This window comes from Streptococcus sp. OMI870 (genome assembly GCF_047460295.1).
Taxonomy (GTDB): domain Bacteria; phylum Bacillota; class Bacilli; order Lactobacillales; family Streptococcaceae; genus Streptococcus.
Map to the genome: position 1 here is coordinate 1 of NZ_JASHGM010000001.1, position 17,785 is coordinate 17,785.

17 protein-coding genes are annotated in these 17,785 nt (G+C 42.6%); 16 read left to right on the plus strand and 1 reads right to left on the minus strand.

Features of this window, described 5'->3' with window-relative positions; translation table 11 throughout:
* The first annotated feature begins 248 nt into the window (after positions 1 to 248).
* The 15 genes from QM968_RS00005 (at position 249) to proC (ending at position 14,523) form a co-directional block, all read left to right on the plus strand.
* The gene (locus tag QM968_RS00005; protein WP_195623166.1) at positions 249 to 995 is read left to right on the plus strand and encodes a DeoR/GlpR family DNA-binding transcription regulator; all 747 of its coding nucleotides are present in this window, start codon (positions 249 to 251) and stop codon (positions 993 to 995) included.
* Between the two features lie 166 nt (positions 996 to 1,161).
* On the plus strand, positions 1,162 to 1,587 hold the full coding sequence (gene lacA, locus QM968_RS00010) for a galactose-6-phosphate isomerase subunit LacA (protein WP_003007724.1): 426 nt from the start codon (positions 1,162 to 1,164) through the stop codon (positions 1,585 to 1,587).
* Between the two features lie 16 nt (positions 1,588 to 1,603).
* On the plus strand, positions 1,604 to 2,119 hold the full coding sequence (lacB, locus tag QM968_RS00015) for a galactose-6-phosphate isomerase subunit LacB (protein WP_414381185.1): 516 nt from the start codon (positions 1,604 to 1,606) through the stop codon (positions 2,117 to 2,119).
* Between the two features lie 10 nt (positions 2,120 to 2,129).
* Positions 2,130 to 3,059 carry a tagatose-6-phosphate kinase gene (locus QM968_RS00020; protein ID WP_324737720.1) on the plus strand — a complete coding sequence of 310 codons (930 nt, stop codon included), beginning with the start codon at positions 2,130 to 2,132 and terminating at the stop codon, positions 3,057 to 3,059.
* 1 nt (position 3,060) lies between these two features.
* Entirely contained in the window at positions 3,061 to 4,041 is a 981-nt protein-coding gene (gene lacD, locus QM968_RS00025) for a tagatose-bisphosphate aldolase (RefSeq protein WP_009731213.1), read from the plus strand.
* Positions 4,042 to 4,493: 452 nt separating this feature from the next.
* Positions 4,494 to 5,327, plus strand: a complete 834-nt coding sequence (locus tag QM968_RS00030) for a PRD domain-containing protein (protein ID WP_371610957.1) — start codon at positions 4,494 to 4,496, stop codon at positions 5,325 to 5,327.
* A gap of 34 nt (positions 5,328 to 5,361) precedes the next feature.
* Positions 5,362 to 5,679, plus strand: a complete 318-nt coding sequence (locus tag QM968_RS00035; RefSeq protein ID WP_003007713.1) for a PTS lactose/cellobiose transporter subunit IIA — start codon at positions 5,362 to 5,364, stop codon at positions 5,677 to 5,679.
* Positions 5,679 to 7,379, plus strand: coding sequence for a lactose-specific PTS transporter subunit EIIC (locus QM968_RS00040; protein ID WP_414381188.1), 1,701 nt, complete (start codon positions 5,679 to 5,681; stop codon positions 7,377 to 7,379). Before QM968_RS00035 ends, QM968_RS00040 begins: the two co-directional genes overlap by 1 nt.
* A gap of 102 nt (positions 7,380 to 7,481) precedes the next feature.
* Positions 7,482 to 8,888 (plus strand): 6-phospho-beta-galactosidase, encoded by a 1,407-nt coding sequence (gene lacG / locus QM968_RS00045; protein ID WP_414381191.1) that lies wholly within the window; start codon positions 7,482 to 7,484, stop codon positions 8,886 to 8,888.
* 127 nt (positions 8,889 to 9,015) lie between these two features.
* Positions 9,016 to 9,918 carry a LysR family transcriptional regulator gene (locus tag QM968_RS00050; RefSeq protein WP_371610954.1) on the plus strand — a complete coding sequence of 301 codons (903 nt, stop codon included), beginning with the start codon at positions 9,016 to 9,018 and terminating at the stop codon, positions 9,916 to 9,918.
* A 3-nt stretch (positions 9,919 to 9,921) separates the two neighbouring features.
* Complete coding sequence (gene lspA / locus QM968_RS00055; protein ID WP_414381194.1) at positions 9,922 to 10,383, plus strand: signal peptidase II; 462 nt, start codon at positions 9,922 to 9,924, stop codon at positions 10,381 to 10,383.
* Entirely contained in the window at positions 10,373 to 11,263 is an 891-nt protein-coding gene (locus QM968_RS00060; RefSeq protein WP_414381197.1) for an RluA family pseudouridine synthase, read from the plus strand. Before lspA ends, QM968_RS00060 begins: the two co-directional genes overlap by 11 nt.
* A gap of 73 nt (positions 11,264 to 11,336) precedes the next feature.
* Positions 11,337 to 12,446: a glutamate 5-kinase gene (proB, locus tag QM968_RS00065; RefSeq protein WP_414381200.1), complete on the plus strand. Its 1,110-nt coding sequence runs from the start codon at positions 11,337 to 11,339 to the stop codon at positions 12,444 to 12,446.
* 10 nt (positions 12,447 to 12,456) lie between these two features.
* Positions 12,457 to 13,704, plus strand: coding sequence for a glutamate-5-semialdehyde dehydrogenase (locus tag QM968_RS00070; protein ID WP_414381203.1), 1,248 nt, complete (start codon positions 12,457 to 12,459; stop codon positions 13,702 to 13,704).
* Positions 13,705 to 13,707: 3 nt separating this feature from the next.
* Positions 13,708 to 14,523 carry a pyrroline-5-carboxylate reductase gene (proC, locus tag QM968_RS00075; protein ID WP_414381206.1) on the plus strand — a complete coding sequence of 272 codons (816 nt, stop codon included), beginning with the start codon at positions 13,708 to 13,710 and terminating at the stop codon, positions 14,521 to 14,523.
* Between the two features lie 287 nt (positions 14,524 to 14,810).
* On the opposite strand, the gene QM968_RS00080 is transcribed toward proC, so the two are convergent.
* Positions 14,811 to 16,334, minus strand: a complete 1,524-nt coding sequence (locus QM968_RS00080) for an ATP-binding cassette domain-containing protein (protein WP_414381209.1) — start codon at positions 16,332 to 16,334, stop codon at positions 14,811 to 14,813.
* A gap of 318 nt (positions 16,335 to 16,652) precedes the next feature.
* Between QM968_RS00080 and hemW the strand changes: the two genes are divergently transcribed.
* Complete coding sequence (gene hemW, locus QM968_RS00085; protein WP_414381212.1) at positions 16,653 to 17,783, plus strand: radical SAM family heme chaperone HemW; 1,131 nt, start codon at positions 16,653 to 16,655, stop codon at positions 17,781 to 17,783.
* Positions 17,784 to 17,785: the final 2 nt, after the last annotated feature.

Sequence of the window (17,785 nt, forward strand, 5' to 3'; positions counted from 1 at the left end):
AAACAAGTTTCTGTTTACCCAATCGCAAAATAAAAAGGTTCTGTGAACCTTTTATTCCGAGTCTTGAAATAGTAAGGCAAGGAAGCTAGGAATAGCAAAAAGTAAAGCTTTCTGATTTATCAGAAGGCTTTTTTCTTTTATTTATTTAAAAATATCATGTTTACTCCTGTTAATATAATGTTTGAATTTGTGTTTTTTGTAAAATGTAGTATAATAGAGACAAATATAGTAGGAATGGAAGTAGTACCATGAAAGATAGCAGACATGTTGAAATTCTTCAGGAACTGGATCGAAAAAGTGTGGTATCAGTCAAAGAACTCAAGGAACTCTTTGGGGTGACAGACATGACCATTCGTCGCGATCTGATCGATCTTGAAAAACAAGGTCTTTTAGTTCGTGTACATGGTGGAGCCCACAAAAAGGTAAAAGATAGCTTGTTAGAGGCTTCTCACAGTGAGAAAAATCTCATCAATATTGATGAAAAACGAAGCATTGCAAAAAAATGTGCAGAGTTGATCGAAAATGGGGATACCGTCTTTATTGGGTCTGGTACGACAACAGATTTTATCGGCGACTATTTAGAAGGAAAGGAAATCAGTATTGTCACCAATTCCCTCCCCATTTTTGAAAAGCTAAAGGATTTTCCAAATTATGACTTGATCTTAGTTGGTGGTCGCTATCGTGTGAAGACACAAACTTTTGTCGGTCAATTTGCCAATAAACTCTTGAAAGAAATAAAGGTTTCTAAAGCTTTCATCGGGGTCAATGGCATCGATGGGCATCATGTTTCCACAGCCAATGAAGAAGAAGGAAATGGTAATGCCATTATTCTAAACAATGCAATTGAGAAATATGTGGTTGCTGATAACAGTAAGTTTGATAGCTATTCTTTCTATAGTTTCTATCGAGTGGAAGACCTGAATGCCATTATTACTGATGATAGTATTCCAAAGAAGATCAAAGACAAATATGCCTTGTATACGAAAATCATATAAAACAAAATATGGTGTTTTTATTTTTAAAAAATGTTCGAAAATAAACAATTTAATGTTGACTTTCGTTCGAAATAGGTGTAATATAATATCAAAAGTAAGAAAATGTTTCTTTGTGAAAAATTAACAACAGGGATATTTGCTGAAACAAACAAAAGGAGGACAGGACATGTCTATTGTAATTGGTGCAGATGCTGCAGGATTAAGATTAAAAGATCTCGTGAAAGAATTTCTTGTAAAAGAAAACTTCGATGTTGTAGATGTAACCGCTGAAGGTCAAGATTTTGTAGATGTGACACTTGCAGTTGCGAGCGAAGTGAACAAAAACGATCAAAATCTTGGAATCGTGATTGATGCTTATGGAGCTGGTCCATTTATGGTTGCGACTAAAATCAAAGGAATGGTGGCAGCAGAAGTTTCAGATGAACGTTCTGCTTATATGACACGTGGACACAACAATTCTCGAATGATTACCATGGGGGCTGAAATTGTTGGGGATGAATTGGCGAAAAACATTGCCAAAGGCTTCGTCAATGGTAAATACGACGGTGGCCGTCACCAAATCCGTGTAGATATGTTGAATAAGATGTGCTAATGAGAGGAGAATTCAAATGAGAATTGCAATTGGTTGTGATCACATTGTGACAAATGAAAAAATGGCTGTTTCTGATTTTTTGAAATCAAAAGGATACGAAGTGCTCGACTTTGGGACTTATGACCATACACGTACCCACTATCCAATCTTTGGTAAGAAAGTCGGTGAAGCCGTAGCAAGTGGCCAAGCAGATCTTGGTGTTTGTATCTGTGGTACTGGTGTTGGGATTAACAATGCTGTTAACAAAGTACCTGGCGTCCGTTCTGCCTTGGTACGCGATATGACAACTGCTCTTTATGCAAAAGAAGAATTGAACGCGAATGTCATCGGGTTTGGTGGTAAAATTACGGGTGAATTACTCATGTGCGATATCATTGAAGCATTCATCCACGCTGAATACAAACCAACTGAAGAAAATAAAAAATTGATCGCTAAGATCCAACATGTGGAAAGCCATAATGCTCATCAAGCGGATGCTGATTTCTTTGCAGAATTCCTTGAAAAATGGGACCGTGGTGAATACCACGACTAAGAGGTGACGTATGATATTAACGGTCACGATGAACCCTTCGATTGATATTTCTTATCCTTTGGATGTACTCCAGTTGGATACAGTCAATCGTGTGGCTGAGGTGAGTAAGACAGCTGGTGGGAAAGGTCTTAACGTTACTCGTGTACTTTCTGAGATAAAGGATCCAGTGGCAGCGACTGGCCTACTTGGTGGTCGAACGGGGCAATTCATTCTCGATCATTTAGGAGAAGGGATAGAGGAACGTTTCTTTGAAATTGCTGGAGATACACGTAATTGTATCGCCATCCTTCACGAAGGCAAGCAAACAGAAATCTTAGAAAAAGGTCCAACCATTTCTGAGAAAGAAGGGCAAGACTTTCTCGACCATTATCGTCACTTGGTTGACCAAGTAGAGGTTGTTGCCATCTCTGGAAGTCTTCCTGCTGGTTTACCAGTGGACTACTATGCTAGCCTTGTCAAGATTGCAAAGGATGCTGGGAAACCAGTCGTACTCGATTGCTCGGGAGCTTCTTTAGAAGCTGCCATTCAAGAAGCTGTCAAGCCTACGGTCATTAAACCAAACAATGAAGAATTATCACAGTTGTTAGGAAAAGAAGTGAGTAAGAATGTGGAAGATTTAAAAGAAGTTCTTCAGGATTCTCTCTTTGATGGCATCGAGTGGGTAATTGTCTCCCTTGGTGCAAATGGCGCTTTCGCTAAGCATGGGGATGTCTTCTATAAGGTAGATATTCCTAAGATCGATGTCGTCAATCCAGTCGGATCTGGTGATTCGACTGTTGCAGGGATTGCATCTGGTCTCTATCATCATGAGAGTGACGCAGACTTGCTCAAGAAAGCAAATGTTCTTGGAATGTTAAATGCGCAAGAAGCACAAACAGGACATGTCAACATGGGGCACTATGATGCCTTGTATCAACAATTAATCGTAAAAGAGGTATAAAATGGTATTAACAGAACAAAAACGCAACTATTTGGAACGTCTTAGTACAAAAGACGGTGTCATTTCAGCTTTGGCCTTCGACCAACGTGGGGCTTTGAAACGCTTGATGGCCAAATACCAAGACACTGAGCCAACTGTAGCACAAATGGAAGAATTGAAAGTCCTTGTAGCAGATGAATTGACAAAATATGCTTCATCTATGTTGTTGGACCCAGAATATGGTTTGCCAGCTACGAAAGCCTTGGACAAAGATGCTGGTCTCTTACTTGCCTATGAAAAAACAGGTTACGATACATCAAGCACAAAGCGTCTACCAGACTGCCTCAACCTTTGGTCAGCAAAACGCATCAAAGAACAAGGCGCAGATGCTGTGAAATTCTTGCTCTACTATGATGTAGACAGTGCAGATGAACTCAACCAAGAAAAACAAGCTTATATTGAACGCATCGGTTCTGAATGTGCTGCAGAAGATATTCCATTCTTCCTTGAAATCTTGGCTTATGATGAAGGAATTGCGGATGCTGCGTCAGCTGAATATGCGAAAGTGAAACCTCGTAAGGTGATTGAGGCTATGAAAGTCTTCTCAGATCCTCGTTTCAATATCGATGTCTTGAAAGTGGAAGTTCCAGTTAATGTGAACTTCGTGGAAGGATTTGGAGAAGGAGAAGTAGTCTATAGTCGTGAAGAAGCAGCTGCTTTCTTCAAAGAACAAGAAGAAGCAACTAACCTTCCATACATCTATCTCAGTGCTGGTGTATCTGCAAAACTCTTCCAAGAAACCTTGGAATTTGCGCATGAGTCTGGTGCTAACTTCAACGGTGTTCTTTGTGGACGTGCGACATGGGCAGGTTCAGTAGAAGCCTACATCAAAGATGGAGAAGCAGCTGCTCGTGAATGGCTTCGTACAGAAGGTCGACAAAATATTGAAGAATTAAATGACGTCTTGGCTAAAGTAGCGACACCTTGGACAGAACGCGTATAAGATTCAAATGATGATTGCCTCCTAAAGCAACAGTTAGAGAGTGGGACAGAAATCGGTAATTCGTTAGAATTCTATTTTGTCGTCCCACCTCCGCACAGTTGAGTAGGGCTGTAAAAGCTGATGAAATCAGCGTAGTAGAGCCCACTCAACCACTGCGTCTTGCTCGACAATCCAAAGATGATTGAGAGGCTAGGACTTTTGTCCCAGCCTCTTCATTATTTTAAGGTCTTGTTTCTTTTTTATAAAAAAATGTTTAAAAATTTTCGCTGTAAGGGTTTACAAAACAAAAAGCTTATGATAGAATAAGTTTATAAAGTTGAATAGCAGTGAGCGTTACTAAGTTAGATTAGGCGTGACCACAAGTAGACTGAACAATTAGTGTAGGCTAATTTTTTCAGTTGCTTCGTGGTCATTTTTATTTGCTTTTAACAAATTTTACAAAGGAGAGCCTCATGTATCGTATTATCCATCCAATGAACAATAATGTTGCTTTGGTTCAAAATGAACTACAACAAGAGTTAATTGTTGTTGGGAGTGGGATTGCTTTTGGGAAAAAGAAAAATGATCTAGTAGCTGATGATAAGGTCGAAAAAGTATTTCGTTTAAACACGGATGAGTCAAGAGAAAACTTTATGGCCCTTCTAAAGGATGTTCCTCTTGATTTCATTACAACCACTTATGAAGTGATTGATACCTTGTCTAAGAAATATGCCTATCCTGTTCAAGAATATATCTATGTGACATTAACAGATCACATCTTTTGTTCTTACCAGGCAGTTCAACAGGGAAGATACAAACACAGTGACCTTCCTGATGCGTCTGCTATGCATCCAATTCCCTATAAAATCGCAAAAGAAGCGATTGAGATCTTTCGAAAGCGACTCTTGGATCAATTTCCTGACGATGAAGTGAATCGCATCGCTTATCATTTCATTAATGCACAAGGGGAAATGATTCATGAGCAAGATCCAGATGTCCAGGACCGACAAGTTATTTTGAAAGCTGTAGAAGAAAAACTAGCTCAAAATGGATTGAAACGGAAAGAAGAAAACAGTCATTTCTATGATCGCTTTATGATCCATCTCAATTATTTCCTAGATTCGCTAGATAAGGGAAGAGAAGATCCAGAAGGTTTGAGCGAGATGGAACAACTGATCCAGCTAAGTTATCCAAAGGCTTATGAGATTAGTCATCAAATCTACCAAACCATCGCTGAACAGACAGGAGCCAAGATATCTCCTAATGAAAGAGTCTATTTAGCCCTTCATATTCAACGTCTATTATAAAAATTTTCAAAAGGTATCATAAGGAGGAACCAACATGAATAAAGAAGAAGTCCAATTACTTGGGTTTGAAATTGTCGCTTATGCCGGTGACGCTCGATCAAAATTAGTGGAAGCCTTAAAAGCTGCTGAAAATGGTGATTTTGCTAAAGCAGAATCCTTAGTAGAAGAAGCAGGGTCTTGTATCGCTGAGGCTCACAAATCTCAAACGACCATGCTAGCGCATGAAGCAGCAGGAGAAGAAATCCCCTATAGCATTACCATGATGCATGGTCAAGACCATCTCATGACAACAATCCTATTAAAAGACGTGATTCACCATCTGATTGAACTATATAAAAGAGGAGCGAAATAATGAATAAACTGATTGAACTGATTGAAAAAGGGAAACCATTCTTTGAAAAGATTTCTCGAAACAAATATTTGCGAGCGATTCGGGATGGTTTCATTGCAGGGATGCCTGTAATCTTATTCTCATCTATCTTCATCCTAATTGCGTATGTACCAAACGCTTGGGGATTCCATTGGTCTAAAGATATTGAAACTCTCTTGATGACTCCATATAGCTATTCTATGGGCATCTTGGCCTTCTTCGTTGGTGGGACAACGGCTAAGGCTTTGACTGATTCAATGAACCGTGACCTCCCAGCAACCAACCAAATCAACTTCATTTCTACAATGTTGGCTTCTATGGTTGGCTTCTTGCTCATGGCTGCTGAACCTGCTAAAGATGGCGGATTCTTAACAGCATTCATGGGGACTAAAGGGTTGCTAACAGCCTTTATTGCAGCCTTTGTTACCGTTAATGTTTACAAGGTCTGCGTGAAAAACAATGTGACGATTCGCATGCCAGACGAAGTTCCACCAAATATCTCTCAAGTATTTAAAGACTTGATTCCATTCACTGTATCAGTGGTTCTCCTTTATGGACTTGAATTGATTGTTAAGGGCGGTCTCGGTGTAACAGTAGCTGAATCTATCGGTACGCTTCTTGCTCCTCTCTTCTCAGCAGCAGATGGTTATGTTGGAATTACGATCATTTTCGGTGCTTTTGCATTCTTCTGGTTTATTGGTATTCACGGCCCATCTATCGTTGAGCCTGCGATTGCAGCGATCACTTATGCAAATGCCGAAGTCAACTTGAACCTCCTTCAACAAGGTATGCACGCTGATAAGATCCTTACATCTGGTACACAAATGTTCATCGTCACTATGGGTGGTACTGGTGCAACTCTTGTTGTTCCGTTCATGTTTATGTGGTTATGTAAATCAAAACGAAATCGTGCTATTGGACGCGCTTCAGTAGTTCCTACATTCTTTGGTGTAAACGAACCAATCTTGTTTGGTGCACCACTTGTTTTGAACCCAATCTTCTTTATCCCATTCATCTTTGCACCAATTGCAAACGTATGGATCTTTAAGTTCTTTATTGAAACACTTGGCATGAACTCATTTACTGCCAACCTTCCATGGACTACACCAGGACCTCTTGGTATTGTTCTTGGTACAAACTTCCAGTTCTTATCATTCGCTCTTGCAGCATTATTAATTGTAGTAGATATTGTTATCTACTATCCATTCCTCAAGGTTTATGATGAACAAATTCTTGAAGAAGAACGTTCAGGTAAATCAAACGATAGCTTGAAAGAAAAAGTTGCTGCAAACTTTAACACTGCAAAAGCAGATGCTATTCTTGAAAAAGCTGGTGTTGAAGGTGAACGAGTTCAAAACAATATCACAAAAGAAACTAACGTATTGGTTCTTTGTGCCGGTGGTGGAACTAGTGGACTTCTTGCCAACGCTTTGAATAAAGCTGCTGCAGAATACAATGTTCCTGTGAAGGCTGCTGCTGGTGGCTACGGTGCTCACCGTGAAATGTTGCCAGAATTTGACCTTGTTATTCTTGCTCCTCAAGTAGCTTCAAACTATGAAGATATGAAGGCTGAAACAGATAAACTTGGAATCAAATTGGCTAAGACTGAAGGAGCTCAATACATCAAGTTGACTCGTGATGGTAAAGGCGCTCTTGCATTCGTTCAAGAACAATTTCAATAATAAATACATTTACTGTTGATTAAAGTGAGATGGAGAAGGATTGCTCACTTACTCCTCTCCATCTTGCTTTGTTTTTATTTTATGATTGAGAAGGGGAAACTTATGTCTAAAACATTACCTAAGGATTTTATTTTTGGTGGGGCAACGGCTGCCTATCAAGCAGAAGGAGCTACCCATACTGACGGAAAAGGACCAGTTGCATGGGATAAATACTTAGCAGACAACTATTGGTATACTGCTGAACCAGCGAGTGATTTCTACCATAAATATCCAGTAGACCTACAGTTGGCGGAAGAATATTGCGTAAACGGAATTCGTATTTCTATTGCTTGGTCACGTATTTTTCCAACTGGTCATGGTGAAGTCAATCCAAAAGGGGTTGAATTCTACCACAATCTATTTGCGGAATGCCACAAACGTCATGTAGAACCATTCGTAACTCTTCACCACTTTGATACTCCGGAAGCTCTTCACTCAAACGGAGACTTCTTGAATCGTGAAAATATCGAACACTTCGTAGATTATGCTGCCTTCTGTTTTGAAGAATTCCCAGAAGTCAACTATTGGACAACCTTCAATGAAATCGGCCCAATCGGTGATGGTCAATACTTGGTTGGTAAATTCCCACCAGGTATTCAATATGACCTTGCCAAAGTCTTCCAATCTCACCACAATATGATGGTTTCTCATGCACGTGCTGTGAAATTGTATAAAGACAAAGGGTATGAAGGTGAAATCGGGGTTGTTCACGCCCTTCCAACTAAGTATCCATTGGATCCTAAAAATCCTGCAGACGTACGTGCTGCTGAATTGGAAGATATCATCCACAACAAATTTATCTTGGATGCGACTTACCTTGGACACTATTCAGATGCAACCATGGAAGGTGTAAACCACATTTTATCCGTCAATGGTGGTAGCTTGGATCTTCGTGACGAAGACTTTGCAGCACTTGAAGCAGCTAAAGATTTGAATGACTTCCTTGGAATTAACTACTACATGAGTGACTGGATGGAAGCCTTTGATGGTGAAACTGAAATCATCCACAATGGTAAAGGGGAGAAAGGAAGCTCTAAATATCAAATCAAAGGTGTTGGACGTCGTGTAGCTCCTGACTATGTCCCACGTACGGACTGGGACTGGATCATCTACCCTCAAGGTTTGTATGATCAAATCATGCGTGTCAAGAAAGATTATCCAAACTACAAGAAGATCTACATCACTGAAAACGGACTTGGATACAAAGATGAATTTGTGGACAACACTGTTTACGATGATGGCCGGATTGATTATGTGAAACAACACTTGGAAGTCTTGTCTGATGCGATTGCCGATGGTGCAAACGTCAAGGGCTACTTCATCTGGTCCCTGATGGACGTCTTCTCATGGTCTAATGGTTATGAAAAACGTTACGGACTCTTCTACGTTGATTTCGATACACAAGAACGTTATCCTAAGAAATCGGCTCATTGGTACAAGAAATTAGCTGAAACTCAAGTAATTGAATAAGGATCAACTGGAACTGTTTTAGTTCCAGTTTTTTTAATTTCACGAGAAGAAGGTCTCTTAAACCCATCTCTTCTTTCAGTCTCTAATTTATGGTATAATAGGACGATACTGTAATAAGGAAAATAGAATGAATATACAACAATTACGATATGTAGTGGCGATTGCCAATAGTGGTACTTTTCGTGAGGCTGCTGAAAAAATGTATGTGAGTCAGCCGAGCCTGTCTATTTCAGTACGTGATCTGGAAAAGGAACTGGGCTTTAAGATTTTTCGTCGGACCAGTTCGGGGACATTTTTGACCCGTCGGGGAATGGAATTTTATGAAAAAGCGCAGGATGTGGTCAAAGGGTTTGATATTTTTCAAAATCAATATGCTAGTCCTGAAGAAGAGAAGAATGAATTCTCCATTTCTAGTCAACACTATGACTTCTTGCCACCATTGATGACGGAATTCTCGATCCGCTATCCGGAAAATAAAAACTTCCGCATCTTTGAGTCAACGACGGTTCAAATTTTGGATGAAGTGGCTCAAGGGCATAGTGAGTTGGGGATTATTTATCTCAACCGTCAAAATACCAAGGGGATTATGCAACGGGTCGATAAATTAGGACTTGAAGTGGTGGATTTGATTCCTTTTCAGACTCATATTTACCTTCGCAAGGGACACCCTCTGGCTAAGAAGAAAAAACTGGTCATGGAAGATCTGGCTCAATTACCAACTGTTCGCTTTACCCAAGAAAAAGATGAGTATCTCTATTATTCAGAGAATTTTGTCGATACCAGTTCGAGCTCCCAAATGTTCAATGTAACCGACCGGGCTACCTTGAATGGGATCTTGGAGCGGACAGATGCTTATGCGACAGGATCAGGCTTTTTAGATAGCCAGTCAGTGAATGGCATTACTGTGATTCCTTTAGAAGACAACTTGGACAATAAGATGGTCTATGTCAAACGCGAAGAGGTGGATCTCTCACCTGTAGCAGAGAAGTTTGTCGAGGTCATGGTAGAGTATTTTGATCAAAAGAGGTAAGAAATGAAGAGAAAAACAATGGTTCCGGTAGCAATCGTGCTATTGGTCCTACTGGATCAGTTGGTCAAATGGTATGTAGTCAAGAACATTCCACTGGGTGTCATCAAATCCTTTGTCCCCCATGTGGTCAGCCTGACCTATCTTCAAAATACAGGTGCAGCCTTTTCGCTTCTTGAAAATCAGCAATGGTTCTTTACCATCATCACGCTCCTAGTGATGGCGGGAGCCATTTACTATCTCTATAAGCACCTCAAAGGATCGCTTTGGATGGTGACTGGCTTGACCTTGGTGATTGCAGGTGGCTTGGGGAATTTTATCGATCGCCTGCGTCAGGGCTTTGTGGTCGATATGTTCCACCTGGATTTTATGAATTTTGCCATTTTTAATGTGGCGGATAGCTATTTGACAGTTGGAGTTTTCTTGCTCCTGATCCTGATGTTGAAAGAGGAAATGCATGGAAATTAAAATCGAAGTAGCCGGTGCGCGACTGGATAAGGCTTTGGCGGATTTGACTCCCTTGTCACGAGCTGTAGCCAATGAGCAGATCAAAGAAGGAAAAGTTCTGGTCAATGGAACTGTGAAAAAGGCTAAGTATACGGTCAAAGAAGGAGACATCATCCAGTATGAAGTCCCAGAAGTGGAAGAGGTCAGCTATGAAGCAGAAGATCTGCCCTTAGACATCGTCTATGAGGACCGGGATGTCGTCGTCGTCAATAAACCCCAAGGCATGGTCGTTCACCCCAGTGCCGGCCACACCAGTGGAACCTTGGTCAATGCCCTTTTATACCATGTCAAAGACCTTTCAGGAATCAATGGGGAATTGCGTCCAGGAATCGTCCACCGGATTGACAAAGACACGTCAGGCCTCTTGATGGTCGCAAAAAATGACCAAGCCCACGTCGCCTTAGCAGAGGAGTTGAAAGACAAAAAATCTCTCCGGAAGTATTGGGCCATTGTCCATGGCAATCTTCCTAACGATCGGGGCATGATCGAAGCACCAATTGGTCGCAGTGAAAAGGACCGGAAAAAACAGGCGGTGACAGCGAAAGGCAAGCCTGCTGTGACCCGTTTTCAAGTCTTGGAACGCTTTGGGGATTACACGCTGGTAGAGTTGCAACTGGAGACCGGTCGGACCCACCAAATTCGGGTGCACATGGCCTATATTGGCCATCCAGTAGCTGGAGATCCTGCTTATGGTCCTAAGAAGACACTTAAAGGACAAGGGCAGTTTCTTCATGCACGAACACTTGGCTTTACTCACCCTCGCACAGGAGAGACTTTGGAATTTACAGCAGAAGTGCCAGCAATCTTTGAGAAAACGCTGGAAGACATTCGAAAAGGATAATGAAGATGGCTGAATGGAGATTCAGTCACTTTCATTACATACGAAATAAATAGTATTAGAAAGAAACATAGAGATGAAAGCAAAACGAATCGTCTTTAAAGTAGGGACCTCGTCTTTGACCAATCCCGATGGGAGTCTCTCCAGACAGAAGGTCAAGGTCATTACCCAGCAGTTGGCTCTCTTACACGAATCGGGTTATGAGTTGATCTTGGTCTCATCGGGGGCGGTTGCTGCTGGGTTTGGTGCCCTTGGTTTTAAGAAACGGCCGACTAAGGTGGCAGACAAGCAAGCCTCTGCGGCAGTTGGTCAAGGCTTATTGATGGAAGAATATACCTCTAATCTTCTTTTACGCAACATTGTTTCTGCACAAATTTTATTAACCCAGGATGACTTTGCGGATCAACGTCGCTATAAGAATGCCCACCAGGCCCTTTCTGTCTTGCTCAACCGTGGGGCGATTCCGATTATCAATGAAAATGATACGGTCTCTATCGCTGAGCTAAAAGTTGGTGACAATGATACCTTGAGTGCGCAGGTTGCGGCCATGGCCCAAGCGGATCTTTTAGTGCTGTTGACGGATGTGGATGGCCTCTATACAGCCAATCCTTCTCAGGATCCAACAGCCAAGCGTTTGGAGCGGATCGAGCACATTTCTCGCGAGATGATCGAGATGGCTGGAGGTGCGGGTAGTAGTAATGGAACTGGCGGAATGCTGACCAAACTCAAGGCAGCGACCCTGGCGACAGAGTCAGGAGTTCCCGTCTATATTTGCTCGTCTCTCAAGCCTGATGCCTTGATCGAAGCGGCGCAAGAACAAGCAGATGGCAGTTACTTCCTAGCAGAGGACAAGGGGTTAAAAACCCAGAAGCAATGGCTAGCCTTTTATGCAGAAAGTAAAGGAGCTCTTTGGGTGGATGCTGGAGCGGCTGAGGCCTTGTTGCAATACGGAAAGAGTTTATTAATTTCTGGTGTGACCAAGGCAGAAGGGGATTTTTCTTATCAAGACATCGTCAGTGTCTATCATCAAGAGTCAGGACAATTACTAGGGAAAGGGAAAGTTCGTCTCGGCCAGTCGGCTGTGCGCGATATGCTCCAATCTAAAAAAGCCAAGGGAATCCTCATCCACCGGGATGATTGGATCTCGGTAACTCCTGAGATTGACTTACTCTTTACAGAATTCTAAAGGAAAATGTATGGAAACAACACAAGAACAATTTGCCTTAGCGAGATCGGCTAAGAAAAGCATCAATACGGCCAGTACAGCTCTTAAAAATCAGGCCTTAGAAGCTATGGCCAGCCAGCTTCTGAAAGCGACGGAAGCCATTTTAGCAGCCAATCAAATCGATATGGAAGCGGCACGCGGGAAGATCTCTGAAGTCATGCTAGATCGCCTATTTCTTGATCAAGAGCGGATTGCAGGGATGGCACAAGGGATCCGTGCTTTAATCGATCTGCCAGATCCGATTGGGGAAGTGCTGGATACTGAAGTTTTGGAAAATGGCCTTGAAATCCAGAAAGTTCGAGTCGCTATGGGCGTCATTGGGATCATTTATGAAAGTCGTCCAAATGTAACGTCAGACGCTGCAGCGCTTGCCATCAAGAGTGGAAATGCAGTGGTTCTTCGTACTGGAAAAGATGCCTTTCATTCTGCCCAAGCGATCGTGACCGCTCTTAAGGCTGGATTGGAAGAAGCTGGACTCAATCCAGACCTTCTCCAATTGATCCAAGATACGAGTCGAGCTTCCAGCCTTGCTATGATGAAGGCTAAGGGCTACCTGGACTTGCTTATTCCACGTGGTGGTGCTGGCTTGATCCAAGCAGTGGTTGAAAATGCCATTGTCCCCGTGATCGAGACAGGAACTGGTATTGTCCATGTCTATGTGGACAAGGAGGCTAACTTCCAGAAAGCCATCGCTATTATTGAAAATGCTAAGACCAGTCGCCCATCCGTCTGCAATGCTATGGAGGTCTTGTTGGTCGATCAAGAGATTGCGTCTGATTTCTTACCCTTGGTCAAAGAGCGCTTAGTGGATGAGCGGGAAAGATCGGTTGAGTTGCGTCTAGATGAGGACGCACAGGCTATTATTTCGGGGACTGCAGCGCAGGAGCAGGATTTTGATACCGAATTTTTAGATTATATATTAGCAGTCAAGGTCGTTGATGGAGTCGAGGAAGCGGTAGGTCACATAGAAGCTCATAGCACACATCATTCGGATGCCATTGTGACTGAAAATCCTGAGACAGCCGCTTATTTTACCAAGCAAGTAGATTCAGCAGCCGTTTATGTCAATGCTTCTACACGCTTTACAGACGGGGGTCAATTTGGCCTAGGTTGTGAAATGGGGATCTCGACCCAAAAACTCCATGCGCGTGGACCAATGGGACTGCGGGAGATGACTAGTTACAAGTATATCGTCAGTGGAAATGGTCAAGTGAGGTAAGTCATGAAAGTAGCATTTATCGGTCTTGGAAATATGGGAGCTAGTCTGGCCAAAGCGGTCGCAAAAGAAGTAGCTGCCACAGACCTGCTCTTGGTCAACCGTTCCCCTCAAAAGGTGGAAGAGTTTATCAGCCAATATGGGGGAACAGCATCTGATCTTGAACAAGTCTTTCAAGAGGCGGAGGTCATCTTCTTAGGTGTCAAACCCTACCAAATCAGCCCTTTACTTGAAGAGTACCAGGACATTTTGGGCCAACGTTCCAATCTCCTGTTGGTTTCTATGGCAGCAGGTCTGGACCTGGAGCAAATGGCAAGTGTGGTAAAAAATGAGCGGGTGGGGCTCATCCGCATCATGCCTAATACGCCCGTAGCCATTGGTCAAGGTGTCATCAGTCTGACCCGCTCCCAAGCAGTGACAGATCAGCAACTAGCCCAAGTCAACCAGCTCTTAGCAGGAGCAGGGACTCTCTACGAAATCGAAGAAAAATTGATGGATCCTGCAACTGCTGTTGCAGGTTGTGGTCCAGCCTTTGTCTATCAGATGATTGAAGCCATGGCGGATGCAGGGGTTGCCATGGGATTGCCACGTAGTCAGTCTCTTCAGATGGCGGCTCAGACTTTCAAAGGGGCCGCCAGTATGGTCTTAGAGACGGGGCAACATCCTGGAAGCTTGAAGGATGCAGTTTGTAGCCCAGGTGGCTCAACCATCGCAGGAGTCAATCGCTTAGAACAAGTCGGCCTACGGGGCGACATCATTGCAGGTGTGGAAGCTGCCTACAAACGCACCCAAGAAATGGGACAAGAGGCAGGACAAAATTAGATAGAATAATTGGTCAAAACCAAGTTTGGAGAACGTTTACGAACTGTTCTTTTATACAAATCTAACAAATTCAGAGTTATCCAATACTCTATTGAAACTTTTCGCTGTGAGAAAAGTGCCTGAAACTTAATGGTTTCAGGCACTCGGGAGTTTTGAAACCTTAGGTTCAAAACTAAGTCATGGAACTTCTATGAAGTTCGCTGACGTCCGTTCTCACCTAAGGAAAGTTTCTAAGAGGACTTTATTTTCAATGTAAAAGATTGGTTTTTTGGCCAATCTTTTTTACGTTAGAGCGACTCTATTTCTACCAAACCATTTTCAGTCAGACGATAGATTTTTTGGCAGACTTCTTTGAGGAAGGTCCGATCGTGGGAGACTGTAACCAGTCCGCCTGGGTAGTCTGCGAATAGGCGACGAATTTCTGGTTGGGAAGTGGGGGAAAAATTGCGAGTAGGCTCGTCCAAGAGCAGAAACTGGGGACTTGTGAGTACTAATTGAAGGAGAAAGAGTTTGCCTTGCTGGCCACCAGAAAGTTCAGAGATAGGATGGTGCATTTCAGAATAAGTAAAGTTGAGGGAGGCTAAATGCAATTGAATGGTGTTGATTTCTTCGCGATCGCCTGAATGCTGTAGAAATTGAACCGGTGTCTGAGTCAAAGGAAGGCGTTCAGTGTAATCTTGAGGCATATAGGCAGTGCGAATACTTTCATTCTTCCGTAAGATCTCCCAGATCATTTTTAGAAAAGTGGATTTCCCTACACCGTTGGAACCGATAATCCCTATTTTATCCTGTCCTAGAAGAGTAAGGGAGAGGTTCTTAACCAGGACACGATCCCCAATTGCGAGCTCTTCCTGATCTAAGAGAAGGACTCGTTTTTGAGGAGACAAGGGAGTGAGGGAAGGGAAATGCAGATTAATGATTTCCTCATCATAGGGTTGGGAAGTCATGGATTGGAATTCTCGCTCGTAACGCTTTTCTTGTGAGAGGAGGGACTTCATTTTCTTTGCCAGGAGACGTCCAGCAGTGCTATCCTTAGTGTTTCGTAAGGATGTTTCGACTTGCTGACGGACGCGACGGTGCTTCTCCATTGTTTTTTGGTAGGCTCGTTGATCGTTGGCCGCTTGCTGAGACTGTTGCTTAAATTGTTGTTCCCTCTGGCTACTATAGTCTTGATAACCTAGGTGCTCTACAATGGTTTCAGCTTCCTTGCGGTGTTTGATCTGTCTGAGGTGAATGATGGTATCCGCCGTCTGAGTCAAAAAATCCTCATGATGGGAAATAAATATGATGGTTTGGGGACTCGTTTGGATCATCTGCTGGAGCCAGTCCAAGGTCTCCAAATCCAGATCATTTGAAGGTTCATCTAAAAATAGCAATTCATGAGGACAACAAAGTTCGTGAAGCAGTTGGACTTTGAGGGCTTCTCCTCCAGATAGACTTCCGATAGCTTGGTCGCTTGCAAATCGGTCGCTATTAAATTGCAATTGATCAGCCAGTCTGTAGAGGCTGGCATAGTCTAGCTCGTCCTCTCCAAAAAAATATTCTTCCAAGGTTTTCCTCTTCAATGTTTCCGGCAAAGTCTGGGGAATATAGGCATAGGAGTGAAAGGAAGTGGTGATTTCTCCTTCCGTGATCAGATAATCTGGTAGGGATTTTGGGGACATAAGGACCTGAAGCAAGGAAGATTTTCCATTCCCTTCTTCGCCAATAATGGCAACTTTTTCCCCTTCATGAATGGTTAGGGACAGATCGCGAACCAAATCTCGTAAATCTTTTGTATGGCGGATGGTAAGGTGGGATAGTTTTAGCATAAGATTCCTTTCTACTGGGGCAAAAAAACAGCTCTACCTATTTAGTAGAGCTGTATTCAAGTGGAACCCAGGCAGAAAAAGACCTTATTTAGCCAAAAAAAGTTGGAAAATAGGCAAGAGGGTACACAAAAAGAGATAGAACAAGCAGTCCACTAAATAAAGTATTTTATTTAACGAAACTTAGTTGTTCATATCTCCTTACCTCCGAATATGATTAGATTTATTCTATTCCTTTTATTCGTTATTGTCAAGGAATTCCTTGCTTCTTATTCCCTTTTCTTTTCGGACTCGGGGGGATTTTATGGTATAATTAAAGGTATGCATACAAAACCAACGTCCGCTTATGTCCACATCCCATTTTGTACCCAGATTTGTTTTTATTGTGATTTTTCGAAGGTCTTTATTAAGAACCAACCGGTCGATGCTTATCTAGATCATTTGATCCAAGAATTTCGTCGGGAAGAAATTACAAACTTACGGACTCTCTATATCGGGGGTGGGACACCGACGGCCTTATCTGCAGATCAGCTAGCCTATCTGCTCAAGGAGCTGACCATGTCGCTTGATCTCTCTCAGATGGAAGAGCTGACTATCGAGGCCAATCCTGGTGATTTGGATCCGGATAAGATTGCGGTTTTGAAGGATTCGCCAGTTAATCGGGTTTCATTGGGCGTGCAGACCTTTGATAATCGTTTGCTCAAGAAGATTGGTCGAAGCCACCAAGAGCAGGACATTTATGACAATATCGACCGTCTGAAACTGGCTGGTTTTGACAATATTTCGATTGACCTCATCTACGCGCTTCCGACACAAACCATGGAGCAGGTCAAAGAGAATGTCGCTAAGGCTCTTGCCCTTGACATTCCCCACATGAGTCTTTATAGCTTGATTCTGGAGAATCACACAGTCTTTATGAATCGCATGAGAAGGGGCAAGCTTCCTCTACCTAAAGAGGAGTTGGAAGCAGAGATGTTTGAATACATAATTCAGGAGTTGGAGCGTGCGGGCTTTGAGCATTATGAAATTTCCAATTTCTCCAAGCCTGGTTTTGAAAGTCGGCACAATCTCATGTATTGGGACAATGCCGAGTATTATGGATTGGGAGCTGGAGCATCCGGCTATGTCGATGGGATTCGCTACAAGAATCATGGGCCTATCTGTCACTATATGCAGGCTGTTGACGAGGGAAATGCGCGTGTCCAAGAAGAGCACTTGAGTCAGACAGAAATGATGGAAGAAGAGATGTTTCTAGGACTCCGTAAGAAAACAGGCGTTTCCAAGAAGCGTTTTGAAGAAAAGTTTGGTGTGAATTTTGACCAACAATATGGACCAGTGGTTGAGGAATTGACCCAGCAGGGCCTTTTGGTCCCTGACAAGGACATTGTTCGCATGACCAAGAAAGGTCTCTTTTTAGGAGACACTGTAGCAGAGAAGTTTATTTTGGAGTAGAA